Genomic DNA, 12,648 nt, shown 5'->3' on the forward strand with positions numbered 1-12,648 from the left:
GTTTCGTGTCATTACTCCCTGTAAGGATGCTTCAGCACCCTTGCCCTGCATCGGAGCGGAAATTGACCCGGCGGTCAAGTATACACCTCCGGCCATCCGCAATTTGCGGTTTTCATGTCGGGCGCCTTCGTCCTATGACTGATGGGGATTGTCCGCACGATCTGCCGGACGGCCGCCCTCCCCGGCGCGCGGCCCGGCAGCCAGCCACCGCAACACGCACCACACATCGCCCGAAGGACCATGGTCAAAGAAAAGCCCTCCACCCTCGCGCCCGAAACACGCCTCGTCACAGCCGGCCACGACTATGCCGAGCACGGCTTCGTCAACCCGGCCGTCTACCATGCCTCGACGGTGCGCTACCGCGACGTCGAGACACTCATGTCGGGCGCCCAGCCCTACAAGTACGGACGGCGGGGAACGCCGACGTCGCGCGCGCTCGACACCGCCATCGCCGATCTGGAGGGCGGCCACGACGCCCGGCTCGCGCCCTCAGGCCTGTCCGCCATCACAACGGCTCTGCTCGGCCTCGTCCGCGCCGGCGACCATATCCTCGTCACCGACGCCGTCTATCGCCCGGCACGGGCCTTCTGCGACACCATGCTCGCCCGGCTCGGCGTGGAGACGACCTATTACGATCCCCGGATCGGCGCGGCAGAACTTGCCGGGCTCATCAGGCCGAACACCCGTCTCCTCTATACGGAGAGCCCAGGATCGCAGACCATGGAGGTCCAGGATCTGCCCGCGCTCGCCGATGTGGCCCATCGCCACGGGCTCTCCGTGCTGATCGACAACACCTGGGCGACCGGGCGCTTCTTCCGCGCCTTCGAGCATGGCGCCGATGTCGTCGTCACCGCGGCCACCAAATATATCGTGGGCCATTCGGACGCCATGCTGGGCGCGATTGTGGGCACGGCGGAGATCTGGCCGCAGCTCGAGGAGGCCCATCTCACGCTCGGGGAATGTGCCGGGCCCGACGACGCCTATCTGGGTCTCAGGGGGCTTCGCACCCTCGATGTCCGCCTGGAGCGGCACATGCGCAACGCACTCGAGATCGCCGACTGGCTGAAGAGCCGGCCGGAGGTCGAGGATGTGCTCCATCCGGCCCTTCCCGGCGCGACGGGTCACAATCTGTGGGCGCGCGACTTCACCGGCGCCTCGGGCCTCTTCTCCGTCGTCCTGAAGCCCGCCCCGCGCGAGGCGGTGGCCGCCATGCTCGACGGGCTCTCGCTGTTCGGCATGGGCTTCTCCTGGGGCGGCTATGAGAGCCTCGTCATTCCGTTCAATCCGTCGGGCTACCGCACCGCGACCACCTGGACGCACAAGGGCCCGGCCCTGCGCTTCCATATCGGGCTCGAGCACACCGACGACCTCAAGGCCGATCTCGACGAAGGCTTCAAGCGGCTCGCCGCGACGGCGGGCTGAGACAGGCGCAATGGCGCCGCCGGGCCTTGATGTCCCGGCGGCCTCGCCTATCTCAAGGGCTTTCGGACAAGGGAGACGACATGATCCGACTGCCCTGGCTGATCGCGGGCGCGCTCGCCACCCTCCTCGCGGCGGCAGCGCCGGCATGGAGCGCGGACGACGACCCCGAGCTCATCTTCAAGAAATCGACGGTCTGGAAGTTCCTCTCGCCCGACCACAAGCTGGCGACCTATGCCATCGACGACCCGCTCGTGGAGGGCGTGTCCTGTCATTTCACCGTGCCGGAAAAGGGCGGCTGGATGGGCTGGGCGGGTCTCGCGGAGGAGCTGTCCGACATCTCGCTCGCCTGCCGTCAGGTCGGGCCGGTCTCCATCAAGGAGCGGTTCGAGCAGGGCGACGAGGTGTTCCGCCAGCGCCGCTCGATCTTCTTCAAGAAGATGCGGATCGTGCGCGGCTGCGATCCCGAGCGGAACGTGCTGGTCTACCTCGCCTATTCCGACAAGCTGATCGAGGGCAGCCCGAAGAATTCCACCTCCACCGTCGCAATCATGCCCTGGGGCGCCCAGACGGACGTGGCCCGCTGCGCCGACTTCCTCGACGAGTGACCGCGGCCGGCCGGGGACGGCCTGCCCGTCCCCGGCGGCGTTCCGCCTTTGACATCGCTCATTAATGTTGATATCAACCTATAAGTCGACCGGCAACAAGGAGGAAACGTCGTGACACAGCACAGGATCGTCTCGCGCGAGGATTGGATCGCGGAACGCAAGGCCCTGCTCGCGGAGGAGAAGGCGTTCAGCAAGCAGCGTGACCGGCTTGCCGCCATGCGCCGGGATCTTCCCTGGGTGAAATTGGAGAAGAACTACGTCTTCGAGACGGTCGACGGGCACAAGACGCTGAGCGACCTCTTCGAGGGGCGCAGCCAACTCATCGTCCAGCATTTCATGTACGCCCCCGACTGGGAGCAAGGCTGCGTGGGCTGCTCCTTCTGGGCGGACCACGCGGATGCCGCCTATACGCATCTGAAGCACCACGATGTGACCTATGTCGCCGTCGCCCGCGCGCCGATCGACAAGCTCGAGGCCTATCGCAAGCGCATGGGCTGGCAGTTCGGCTTCGCCTCCTCCGGGGCGAGCGATTTCAATTACGATTTCAACGTGTCGTACACGGCGGAGGAGATAGCCTCCGGCAAGGTCCGCTACAATTACGAGATGATAGACGCCGCCATCACGGACCAGCCCGGCGCAAGCGTCTTCTACAAGGACGGCGACGGCACGATCTACCATACCTATTCGAGCTATGGCCGCGGCGGCGAGGAGGTGCTTGGCGCCTACATGCTTCTCGACATGACGCCCAAGGGCCGCAACGAGACCGGCCCGAACTTCAACCTGACCGACTGGGTGCGCCGCCACGACGACTACCCGCAAGACAGTCGAAGCAATGCGGCATGATCCTTTCGCCACTCAACAGGACCGGGCATCACAATCCCCGAAAGGAGACCGACATGACCGTCGAGACACCGGACCTCACCGACGAGGACGCGATCCGCACCCTGATCGAATACTGGGTCGAGGCCGCGCTGGCCAAGGATCTCGACGCGGTGATGGGATGCTACACGCCCGACGTCGTGGCCTTCGACGCCATCTCCGCGCTCCGGTTCTCGGGCGCGCAGGCCTACCGGGCGCATTGGGAGGCCTGCCTGTCCTTCGCGCCGGAGGGCGAGACGATCATGGAGGTCCACGATCTCTCGACCCATGCGAGCGGCGATGTCGCCTTCAGCCACTACCTCTCCCGCTGCGGGTGCACCGACGAGACGGGCGAGATGAAGGCCGGCTGGATGCGCGCCACTGTCTGCTGCCGCAAGGTGGACGGCAAATGGCTCATCGCGCATGAGCATTATTCGGCGCCCTTCGATCCGCAGAGCGGCAAGGCGCTGTACGATCTGGAGCCCTGAAGGGACGGCCGTCCCCTCCCCGCTCAGCCGGACGCCGACCGTCCTTGCGGCCCGCCGATCGCGGAAATCGACCCGCGTTCTGTCCGGGTGGAGAAGAAGTTGGCGACCCCGGCAGGATTCGAACCTGCGACCAATAGCTTAGAAGGCTACTGCTCTGTCCAGCTGAGCTACGGGGCCGCGATGCGGCGCCGCGGGCGGGCCCGGGGCGCCGGAACCGGGCCGGTCAGTGTGTCCAGGCGCCGATACGGCCCCAGCGGAAATTGTCCGCATAGGATTTCGGCTTCACCCGGGTTCCGTTCGCTTCCTGGAGGCGATAGGGAATGCCGTGGCGTTCGGCATAGGCGATCGCCTCTTCCCTGGTGTCGAAGCGCAGCCTGATCTGCTGCTTCATGTCGCCGGAGCTCGTCCAGCCCATCAGCGGGTCGGTCTCGCGGGGCTTCTCCGGCTCGTATTCGAGAACCCACTTCCGGGTGTTCCCGCGCCCCGACTGCATCGCCGTCTTCGCCGGCCTGTAGATCCGCGCCAACATGGTTTCCGTCGACTCCCGCATCCTCAACCCAAGGGGTTCGATATTGGTCGGGGCAGCAGGATTCGAACCTGCGACCCCCTGCTCCCAAAGCAGGTGCGCTACCAGACTGCGCTATGCCCCGAACCCTCGAAACATGGAGATTTGCTTACGTTTTTGGAACGCGGAAGGCAAGCGGTGATTTCTGAAACGCGAACAAAGAGGGTCATCCCGCGACGAAGGCGACGAAAAGTTACGGAAAAGATTACAGAAGGCGTTCTCGTCCCGTTCTCGGCAACAGCATCGTGACCGATGACCATCTTCGCTCTTGGCCTGGGGGATGACCGTGAATACCGGATCACGAGCGACCGCGATCACATTTCGACTCCAGCGTCTCGCCTCGCCTAACGGCTCTCATCTTCTTCGCGTCCAGACAGATCGGACAGCCCCAATACGTGCCGTCAGCGGATGACAGATCGCAGATCCAAACCCTCGATCGGACACTACCCGGCCTGCCGCTGAAGAAGGGACGCAGGGGCTGTCAGCCCAAGCGGCTTCTGCTGGAAGAGTTCGTGGATGCGGAGTGCCGAGCCTGCGCGGCCGCTTTCGTTCGCGATCCTTCTTGAAGAGGTCGACAATCCGGGTGGCGGCTTCGAAAGCATGATTTGCGGTCTCGGCCACTCCGGCGAGGAAGAAATCAAGCCACGTCCTGTCGTGCAGGGCTACGCTACGCTCCAGCCTGAACGGCAGGACGTAAACCCGCGCCAAATTCTCTCATAGGCGCTGGATCACCACGCGGGGGCAGGTCATTCATCGCAATAGATAGGGGCACGCCACACGATGGCCGCGCTCAGGCGTCTTCCGTTTCGAGGACGAAGCGTTCCGGCTCGATCCGGTTGACGATCATCGAGCGAATGCTCGCATCGATCGCCGCGTCCGTGTCATCGAACAAACCGCAGGAATTCAGCGCCTTGCGGTGATCAATCGACTGACCCAGATACTCCAGAAGCACAATGGAGGCGGCCGGCTTGCGGCCTCTGAGAAGCGGCATGCCGGTCTGGATGCCGATCAGATAGGTCGGGCTGGTTCGGTAGCTCTGATACAGGATCACCTGGGTGATACTGCTCTTCAGAAGCGTCTCGTACTCCAGCACGAAAATGCGGTCGCCCAGTAGCAACACCGTGCCGGAACATTTCGATATCTCGACGCCGTAGCGGCCATTCGACCTGAGACGCTCGATGCTTCGCCAGTAATATCGCCCGTTCTTTTCGTAAATGGCCACCAAGCCTCTGATGATCTTGCCGGCGTGGCCGAAGGAATAGAAGTAGCGGAAATAATATCCGACATAACGGCCAAGATCGCCGGAGCCCCGATAGAGATCCTCGATATGTGCCAGGATCTCGCTGGAGGCATGCGCGATGGGCAGTCGGTGCTTCAGGCCGACGATTTCGGCAAAGTGCCGGTGCTCCATCAGCAGCTCGTCCTCGCTCACCCCGAAGAAATCGCAGATGCGCCGCATGTTCCGGCGGGAGGGCCAGCTCTGCCCGCTCAGATATTTGTTGAACTGTTGACGGTTGATCCCCAAGCGGCGGCAGACGGCGGCTATCGAGGAATGATAGCTGCACAGAAAGGCGAGGTTCCGTGGGAGCGGCTCGTTTTGCATGAGCCTAATGCATACTGACGCCGGAAAGGTGTCAAGTCGCAGAGGATCGCGAAATCGCACGGCAGATGACGCATGCCGAGAAGACATCGGACAGGGAATTATCGCACGCGACCGGGACGGCCGGGGCGCCGGGTCGGACTCTCATCGTTTCGGCATTCGCGACTTGGCGCGACGGTCGCATCATCGCGCGTCGCTCGCGAAATTGATCCCCCCGTGCCGCCGGTCGAAGAATATGGCGTCCACTCTTGCCGGGTGGGTGACCGGAACCAAGGAGGTGCGGCCTCTCGGGAGAATGGGAGGGCCGCTCCATGATGGGGGAGGATGACATCTTGACTGGAAGGACTTTGGACCGCCGGCGCTTCCTCAAGGCAGGCGCCGGCCTGGGCACCGGCATCGTGGCTTCGGGGCTGCCCCTGTCGCAGGCCATATGGGCTGCCGAAGGCCGGGAACTCATCGCCCGCTCCTATGCAGACATCAACAAGCTCGATCCCGGCTTCTATCAGAACGCCTACAATGTCGACGTGATGAACTGCATCTATTCCAAGCTCACGCACTACGAGCCGGGCTCGGAATGGGGCTGGAAGCTGGAGGTCGCGGAGTCCGTCGAACAGGTCGACCCGACCCGTATCCGCTTCCGGCTGAAGAAGGGGATCCGGTTCACCGACGGTTACGGCGAACTGACCGCGGAGGACGTGAAATTCTCCTTCGAGCGGATTATCGAGCACAATTCGCCGGTCAAGGGCGACTGGGGGCCGCTCGATCATGTCGAGGTCGAGGACGACCACACCGGCGTCATCGTGCTGAAGACGCCCTTCGTTCCCCTGTGGAACATTACCCTGCCCTATGGGTGCGGCCATATCGTCTCGAAGAAGGCCGTCATGGACGCGACCGGGGACGGGAGCGATTTCGGCATGAAGCCGCCCTGCTTTTCAGGTCCCTATGTCCTGGAGGACTGGCAGCCGAACGAGTTCATACTTCTGACCCGAAACCCCGAATGGGCGGGGCCGAAGCCGGGCTTCGACAGGGTCCGGATCCTGCCGATCAGCGATATCAAGACCGCCGAGCGCGCCTATCAGGCCGGCGATCTCGACTTCACCGATTTCAGCCTCGATTCCCTTGCAACCTTCAACGACACCCCGCCCACGGACACCACGATCGAGGAGAAACCCTCGCTCTATTACGTCTATGTCGGGATGAATACGGAGCATCCCAAGCTCCAGGACATCAATGTGCGCAAGGCCATCCAGTGGGCCATAAACGTGCCGCAGATCATGGAGGCGGCCTATTCCGGCCAGGCCGAAACAGCCACCGGATTGATCGCGCCGGGCCTTATCGGCCACCGCGAGAAGGCGCTCGTTCCGCCCGAGGGCAACCTCGACAAGGCGCGCGAATATCTCGAGAAGGCTGGCGTTCAGGGGCTGACGCTCACCATCGACGCGCTCAACCAGAGTACCTTTTCGACCATTGCCGAAATGGTGCAGGCGCAGCTCGCCCAGATCGGCATCACGGTCGAGGTGAACGTCCAGGATTCGGGTTCCTTCTGGACCATCGGCATGGAGTCGGAGGGTGATCGCTGGAAAGAGATGCAACTGATCGTCCAGCGCTTCTCCATGGTACCCGATCCCTATTATGCCACCACCTTCTTCGTGCGCGACCAGGTGGGTGTATGGAACTGGGAACGCTTCAAGAGCAAGCGCTTCGACGAGCTCAACGCGAAGGCCGTCACCGTTTCCGACGACGAGGAGCGGGCCAGGCTCTATCACGAGATGCAGGACATCATGGAGGAGTCCGGCGCGTATCGCTTCCTGACCCACGAAGGCGCGCCGGTCATGTATCGCACGTCGAAGGTGAAGGCCACCACGCGCCCCGACGGAAGGCCGCTCTACATCGACTTCGATCCGGCATCGCGCTAGCCGGATACGGGGGGAGCGATGTGGATTTATCTCGTCAGGAGAGTGTTTCTGGCGGCGGCGATCACTGTCGTCGCGGTCTCGCTGCTGTTCGTGATGATCCAGATGGTGCCCGGCGACCCCGCCGCGGTGCTTCTGGGTCCGCGGGCAACGCCGGAGCTACGCGCCGAGCTGCATGAACGCATGGGGCTGGACAAGCCGCTTCCGGTGCAGATCGTCATGTTCTTCGCGGGCCTTCTGCGCGGCGATCTCGGCTTCGACGTCTTCACGCAACGCCCCGTCGGCACCATCGTCTTCGAGCAGTTGCCCTATACGATAGAGCTCATCCTGGTCGCGATCGCCTGGGCCGTCATCGTCGCGGTGCCGCTGGGATGCTACTCGGCCATGCGGCGCAATTCCCTGATCGACAAGGTGGCCGGCATCATGGCGGTGGCGATGATCGCCATTCCCTCCTTCGTGATGGCCATTTACGCGCTTCTGATCTTCGCGGTGTGGCTCAACTGGCTGCCGGCCATCGGCGCCGGTTCGGGATTCTGGGGCCGGGTCACCCATCTTGTCCTGCCGGCCCTGGTCGTCGGCATCGGCTGGGTGGGATATCTCTCGCGAATCGTGCGGGCGTCCATGCTGGAGGTCATGGGCGAAAATCACGTGCGCATGGCCCGCGCCTTCGGCCTCTCGGAACGGCGCATCGTCGCACGCTACGCGCTGCCGCTCGCCATCCTGCCAACCGTGACCATTCTCGGTGTCGGCATGGCGCACCTCCTGTCGGCAGCCGTTTTCGTGGAAGTCGTCTTTGCGCGCCCCGGTATCGGCACGCTGGTCGTTCAGGCGGTCGACTCGCGCAACTATCCGATCGTCATGGGCACCGTTCTCGTCACCACCGTGCTCTTCGTTGTCTCCACCACCATCGCCGACCTGATCAACGCGATTCTCGATCCGAGAATCCGGGGGAGCCTGTGATATGGCCGACACGGCAACCGGCGAAACCGTGACTGGGGGAAACAGGCGCAAGGCGCTTGCCGGTTTTGCGCACCAGATGGGCAAGAACCCCCTCGGCATATTGGGGGCGGCCCTCGTCATTCTCATGGTCGCGAGTGCGGTATTCGCTCATCTGATAACACCCTATGACCCGACAAGGATCATGGTCGGTCCGCGCCTGGCGCCACCGTCGCTGGAGTTCCTGATGGGCACGGATCAGCTCGGCCGCGATGTCTTCTCGCGCGTCGTCATGGGCGGTCAGGTGGCGCTTCTCGTCTCCCTCGCCGCACTGGGCACAGCGCTGTCGGTCGGGCTCGTCCTGGGGCTGATCGCCGGCTTCGGGCCGCAATGGCTGGACAACGCGCTATTGCTGTTCTTCAACACGATCCGCTCCTTCCCCGTCATCATCTTCGCGCTGGCGGTGGTCACGCTTCTGGGCCCCAGCCTGGCAAGTGTCATTTTCGTCGTCGCCGTGACGACGGTTCCTATCTATGCCCGCGTCGTGCGCACCCAGACACACGCCCTGCGCAACAGCGAGTTCATCACCGCCGAGCAAGCGATGGGTGCCGGCACGATCCGCATTCTCGGCATCCACATCCTGCCGAACGTCATCGGCCCGCTCCTGATCCTGGTCAGCATGGACGTGCCTCTGGTCATCACGCTCGAAGCCGGCCTGAGCTTTCTCGGCATGGGCGTGCGCCCGCCGACCCCCTCCTGGGGCACAATCCTCAATGACGGATACGGACACATCAACCAGTCGATCTGGCCGGTCATCTCCGGTGGCGTTCCGATCGTGCTGACGACACTCGGCTTCACCTTCCTGGGCGAAGCGCTGCGCGACATTTTCGATCCCAAGCTTAGGAAAGACCTATGAGACCAGGCGAGCACGTCCAGGACGCCGACTGTGGCCATGCGATGCTGCGCGTGAGCGGGCTCGATCTCGATTTCGGCACCCCTCGCGGCCGCGCCCACGCCCTGCGGAATGTGGGCCTCACCGTGGCGCCGGGCGATATCGTCGGTGTCGTCGGCGAAAGCGGCTCGGGCAAGTCGACCCTCGCCTATGCGGTGATGGGCCTTCTGGCCGACAATGCCGAAATCGTCGACGGCACGATCCTGTTCGAAGGACGCGACCTGCTTGCCATGACGCCGGAAGAGCGGCGTGCGTTGCGCGGCAGCCGCATGTCCATGGTCTTTCAGGATCCGATGACCTCGCTCAATCCCGTGCGCTCGATCGAAAGCCAGATGATCGATGTGCAGCACCGCCAGAGCGGCTCCCGACAGGCCAGGCGGCGGCGTGCCATAGAGATGATGGAGCGCGTGGGCATTCCCGATCCGCACAACCGCATCCGCGGCTATCCGCACGAATTCTCCGGCGGCATGCGCCAACGCATCTGCATCGCCATGGCGCTGCTGGTAAGACCGGCGCTGTTGATCGCCGACGAGCCGGCCACGGCCCTCGACGCCACGCTGGAAGTACAGATCATCCATCTGCTGAAGGATCTGCAGCGGGAGATCGGCTGCTCGATCGTCTTCGTCTCGCATCACCTCGGAACGGTGGCGGAGCTGTGCGACCGGGTCGCGGTCATGTATGCCGGCGAAGTGGTCGAGTATGGCGACGTGCGCGAGATCTTCCACACGCCCGGCCACCCCTATACGAAAGCGTTGCTGGAGTGCGATCCAGGGCGGATTCCGACCAGGACACGGGTGCTTCCGACCATCCCGGGAGAGGTTCCGAACCTGCTCGACGTTCCGTCGGCTTGCACCTTCCGCACGCGCTGTCCCCATGCTTTCGATCGCTGCGCCGTCGAGCTCCCCGCCCTGCGCGCAACTGGCACGACGCAATGGGCCCGCTGTCATCTGCTCGAGCGCACGGGGGATTTGCCGGCATGAATGCGCTTCTGTCCGTTGACGGCCTTCGCGTGCGCTTTCGCACCATGAGCCGGCTGAAGGCACTCCTCACCCCCGAGCAAGACCCCTTCATCGACGCGGTCTGCGGTGTTTCATTCGAGCTCCGCAAGGGCGAGACGCTCGGCCTCGTGGGCGAAAGCGGCTCGGGAAAATCGACCATTGCGCGCGCGCTGATGGGGCTCGTCTCACCGCAGCAAGGCTCGATCAGGTTCGACGGGCAGGAGCTGGTTGGCCTGTCCGGCAGTGCCCGCAAGCTCTACCGCCGGCGTATGGCAATGATGTTCCAGGATCCGGTCGGATCGCTCTCGCCACGCCTGACGGTCCGCTCTCTCCTGACGGAGCCCTTTCGAATCCACCGGGCGCACGATTGCGACCCCGAGGCCGAGGCGGACCGGCTGTTGGCAATGGTGGGACTGCCGCGGGATTTCGCGCGTCGCTATCCGCATCAGCTCTCCGGCGGCCAGGCGCGCCGGGTCGGTGTCGCGCGCGCCCTTGCGCTGCGGCCCGACCTCCTCATCGCCGACGAGCCGACCGCCGGGCTCGACGTGTCGGTCCAGGGGGAGGTCCTCAATCTGCTCGCCCACCTGCAAGACGAGCTCGGCATCGCCATCCTCATCATCACGCACAATCTGAACGTCGTGCGCCACATGACCGACCGGATGGCAATCATGTATCTCGGGCGCTTCCTCGAGGTCGGACCGACGGAGCGGATTTTCGCACAGCCGCGCCATCCCTACACGGAGGCGCTGCTTTCTGCCAATCCCGAACCCGATCCGGACGCGGTGCTCGACCGGGTGGAACTGATCGGCGAGGTCCCGAGCCTGATGATGCGGCCTCGCGGCTGCGAGTTCCACACGCGCTGCCGCTATGCCCAGGAGGTCTGCGGGCGCATTTTTCCAGAGCCCGCTGCCAGCGACGCCGCCTTCGACCATGCCTTCAAATGCCATTTTCCCCTGTCGGACGAGGGCACCCCAACCGGAGTTAGTCATGCCTCGTGAAACAATCTGCGCACCGCTGGCCGCAGAGGTCCCGGGCCGCCGGATGAGCGTACCCATGGTGCGCTACGGAGCGCCCGACGCACGGCCTAAAGCCTACATCCAGGCCGCACTCCATGCAGACGAAGCGCCGGGCCAACTCGTCGCCCATCATCTTCTCCAACAGCTCGACAATGCCGATGAGCGCGGTGAAATCACAGGCCAGATCGTCGTCGCTCCCGCCGCCAATCCGATCGGACTGGCGCAGTTCGTCAACGGCGACCATCTCGGACGCTACGATCTGGCAAGCGGGAGGAACTTCAACCGCGGCTGGCCGATGCTCGCCGACAATCTCGTTGGGCGCCTCGGGAGCCGGCTGGGAAACAACGCGGGAGCCAATCTTGCCCTGATCCGCGCGGCGATCCAGGAGCTTCTCGACGAGCGCCCTCAGGCCTCGCCGGTCGGCTCCCTTCAGACCGTCCTCGCCCGCGAGGCGTATGACTGCGATCTCGTGCTGGATCTCCACTGCGACGACGAGGGGTTGATGCACCTCTTCGTGCATCCCGACATCTGGCCGGAGCTTTCGGATATTTCAGGCGACCTCGGCTGCCGCGCGGTTTTTTCGCAGGCGGGCTCAGGGGATCGACATTCGCCGAGGCCGCCGTCGATCCCTGGCTGAAGCTTGCCGCCGCGTTTCCCGACAAGCCGATTCCGGTCGGCTGTCTGGCCGCGACCGTCGAGTTGCGTGGCTTCATCGACATCGGCGACGACCTCGCGCGCGCCGATACGGCCGCCCTGATGAACGCGCTGCGCCGGCGCGGCTATTTGACCGGTACGCCGCCGGCGCCGTGCGAACCGCTGTGCGAGATGACCGGCTTCGATGCCTGCGACATTGTCAGGACACCGCAATTCGGCGTCATCGTTTATCGTGCCGCCCTCGGCGACCGGGTGGCGCGCGGTCAACCTGTCGCCGATATCGTCAGCCCTTCCCTGCCGGGCAGGGAGGGACGCATCACCGTGCATGCGGCAACGGATGGGGTGGTCGTGACACGGCGCCTGAAACGACTGGTCGCTGCCAATCAGGTCATTGCCAAGATCGCCGGCAGCGTTCCTCTGCCCCATCGGAAGGGTTACCTGCTGGAAGATTAGCACCACTTTGGCAGTTTTTGTGCGGAGCGTGCATTTTTGGGGCTCCCAAGGTGGGTCGTCGGTGATTCATAGGAGGTCGGCTTTTCGGAGGAGCCGCCCATGAATGGGAACTGGCAAGCCGAACTGGAGCTGCAGCACGGCTCGCAAAGCGTCGGGTACCGCAACCAGGTATCCGTCTGCGCTAGAAC

Annotated in this window: 13 protein-coding genes, 2 tRNA genes and 1 pseudogene; 11 read left to right on the forward strand and 5 right to left on the reverse strand. The window is 64.0% G+C overall.

The features are described from left to right. Nucleotides 1-240: 240 nt before the first annotated feature. The 4 genes from metC to HW532_RS02750 all read left to right on the forward strand — a co-directional run bounded on the left by metC (nucleotide 241) and on the right by HW532_RS02750 (nucleotide 3,373). Entirely contained in the window at nucleotides 241-1,422 is a 1,182-nt protein-coding gene (gene metC, locus HW532_RS02735; protein WP_213162952.1) for a cystathionine beta-lyase, read from the forward strand. An 80-nt stretch (nucleotides 1,423-1,502) separates the two neighbouring features. Continuing rightward, nucleotides 1,503-2,027, forward strand: coding sequence for a CreA family protein (locus HW532_RS02740; protein ID WP_213162953.1), 525 nt, complete (start codon nucleotides 1,503-1,505; stop codon nucleotides 2,025-2,027). A gap of 111 nt (nucleotides 2,028-2,138) precedes the next feature. Further along, a complete protein-coding gene (locus tag HW532_RS02745; protein WP_213162954.1) occupies nucleotides 2,139-2,870 on the forward strand; it encodes a DUF899 domain-containing protein in 732 nt (243 codons plus the stop codon). A gap of 53 nt (nucleotides 2,871-2,923) precedes the next feature. Next, nucleotides 2,924-3,373, forward strand: coding sequence for a YybH family protein (locus HW532_RS02750; protein WP_213162955.1), 450 nt, complete (start codon nucleotides 2,924-2,926; stop codon nucleotides 3,371-3,373). Between the two features lie 100 nt (nucleotides 3,374-3,473). Here the strand turns inward: HW532_RS02750 and HW532_RS02755 are convergent. The 5 genes and pseudogenes from HW532_RS02755 to HW532_RS02775 all read right to left on the reverse strand — a co-directional run bounded on the left by HW532_RS02755 (nucleotide 3,474) and on the right by HW532_RS02775 (nucleotide 5,541). Continuing rightward, nucleotides 3,474-3,550 (reverse strand) — tRNA-Arg (locus HW532_RS02755). 46 nt (nucleotides 3,551-3,596) lie between these two features. Continuing rightward, entirely contained in the window at nucleotides 3,597-3,902 is a 306-nt protein-coding gene (locus tag HW532_RS02760; protein ID WP_213162956.1) for an ETC complex I subunit, read from the reverse strand. 44 nt (nucleotides 3,903-3,946) lie between these two features. Next, a tRNA-Pro gene (locus tag HW532_RS02765) sits at nucleotides 3,947-4,023 on the reverse strand. 388 nt (nucleotides 4,024-4,411) lie between these two features. Beyond that, nucleotides 4,412-4,622, reverse strand: a pseudogene (locus HW532_RS22005) (Fic family protein); the annotation flags it as partial. A 106-nt stretch (nucleotides 4,623-4,728) separates the two neighbouring features. Continuing rightward, a complete protein-coding gene (locus HW532_RS02775; RefSeq protein ID WP_213162957.1) occupies nucleotides 4,729-5,541 on the reverse strand; it encodes a helix-turn-helix domain-containing protein in 813 nt (270 codons plus the stop codon). Nucleotides 5,542-5,870: 329 nt separating this feature from the next. Here HW532_RS02775 and HW532_RS02780 point away from each other — a divergent pair, with 329 nt between their 5' ends. From HW532_RS02780 to HW532_RS02810, 7 genes are all read left to right on the forward strand, one after another. Beyond that, on the forward strand, nucleotides 5,871-7,454 hold the full coding sequence (locus HW532_RS02780) for an ABC transporter substrate-binding protein (protein ID WP_246479467.1): 1,584 nt from the start codon (nucleotides 5,871-5,873) through the stop codon (nucleotides 7,452-7,454). Between the two features lie 18 nt (nucleotides 7,455-7,472). Beyond that, the gene (locus HW532_RS02785) at nucleotides 7,473-8,411 is read left to right on the forward strand and encodes an ABC transporter permease (protein ID WP_213162958.1); all 939 of its coding nucleotides are present in this window, start codon (nucleotides 7,473-7,475) and stop codon (nucleotides 8,409-8,411) included. A gap of 1 nt (nucleotide 8,412) precedes the next feature. Beyond that, a complete protein-coding gene (locus HW532_RS02790; protein WP_213162959.1) occupies nucleotides 8,413-9,303 on the forward strand; it encodes an ABC transporter permease in 891 nt (296 codons plus the stop codon). Next, on the forward strand, nucleotides 9,300-10,319 hold the full coding sequence (locus HW532_RS02795) for an ABC transporter ATP-binding protein (protein ID WP_213162960.1): 1,020 nt from the start codon (nucleotides 9,300-9,302) through the stop codon (nucleotides 10,317-10,319). The genes HW532_RS02790 and HW532_RS02795 overlap by 4 nt, the downstream gene beginning before the upstream one ends. Continuing rightward, on the forward strand, nucleotides 10,316-11,335 hold the full coding sequence (locus HW532_RS02800; RefSeq protein WP_213162961.1) for an oligopeptide/dipeptide ABC transporter ATP-binding protein: 1,020 nt from the start codon (nucleotides 10,316-10,318) through the stop codon (nucleotides 11,333-11,335). Before HW532_RS02795 ends, HW532_RS02800 begins: the two co-directional genes overlap by 4 nt. A gap of 55 nt (nucleotides 11,336-11,390) precedes the next feature. Beyond that, nucleotides 11,391-11,990 carry a M14 family metallopeptidase gene (locus HW532_RS02805; RefSeq protein ID WP_213162962.1) on the forward strand — a complete coding sequence of 200 codons (600 nt, stop codon included), beginning with the start codon at nucleotides 11,391-11,393 and terminating at the stop codon, nucleotides 11,988-11,990. A gap of 62 nt (nucleotides 11,991-12,052) precedes the next feature. Further along, nucleotides 12,053-12,460, forward strand: coding sequence for a succinylglutamate desuccinylase/aspartoacylase family protein (locus tag HW532_RS02810; RefSeq protein WP_213162963.1), 408 nt, complete (start codon nucleotides 12,053-12,055; stop codon nucleotides 12,458-12,460). Nucleotides 12,461-12,648 lie beyond the last annotated feature (188 nt).

Origin of the sequence: Kaustia mangrovi (genome assembly GCF_015482775.1) — a bacterium.
Taxonomy (GTDB): domain Bacteria; phylum Pseudomonadota; class Alphaproteobacteria; order Rhizobiales; family Im1; genus Kaustia; species Kaustia mangrovi.

Bases quoted from the DNA above. Each gene is read 5' to 3' on its own strand.
- HW532_RS02775 (WP_213162957.1), bottom strand. From the start codon at position 5,541: ATGCAAAACGAGCCGCTCCCACGGAACCTCGCCTTTCTGTGCAGCTAT.
- HW532_RS02760 (WP_213162956.1), bottom strand. From the start codon at position 3,902: ATGTTGGCGCGGATCTACAGGCCGGCGAAGACGGCGATGCAGTCGGGG.
- HW532_RS02750 (WP_213162955.1), top strand. From the start codon at position 2,924: ATGACCGTCGAGACACCGGACCTCACCGACGAGGACGCGATCCGCACC.
- HW532_RS02805 (WP_213162962.1), top strand. From the start codon at position 11,391: ATGGTGCGCTACGGAGCGCCCGACGCACGGCCTAAAGCCTACATCCAG.
- metC (WP_213162952.1), top strand. From the start codon at position 241: ATGGTCAAAGAAAAGCCCTCCACCCTCGCGCCCGAAACACGCCTCGTC.
- HW532_RS02785 (WP_213162958.1), top strand. From the start codon at position 7,473: ATGTGGATTTATCTCGTCAGGAGAGTGTTTCTGGCGGCGGCGATCACT.
- HW532_RS02800 (WP_213162961.1), top strand. From the start codon at position 10,316: ATGAATGCGCTTCTGTCCGTTGACGGCCTTCGCGTGCGCTTTCGCACC.
- HW532_RS02795 (WP_213162960.1), top strand. From the start codon at position 9,300: ATGAGACCAGGCGAGCACGTCCAGGACGCCGACTGTGGCCATGCGATG.
- HW532_RS02790 (WP_213162959.1), top strand. From the start codon at position 8,413: ATGGCCGACACGGCAACCGGCGAAACCGTGACTGGGGGAAACAGGCGC.
- HW532_RS02740 (WP_213162953.1), top strand. From the start codon at position 1,503: ATGATCCGACTGCCCTGGCTGATCGCGGGCGCGCTCGCCACCCTCCTC.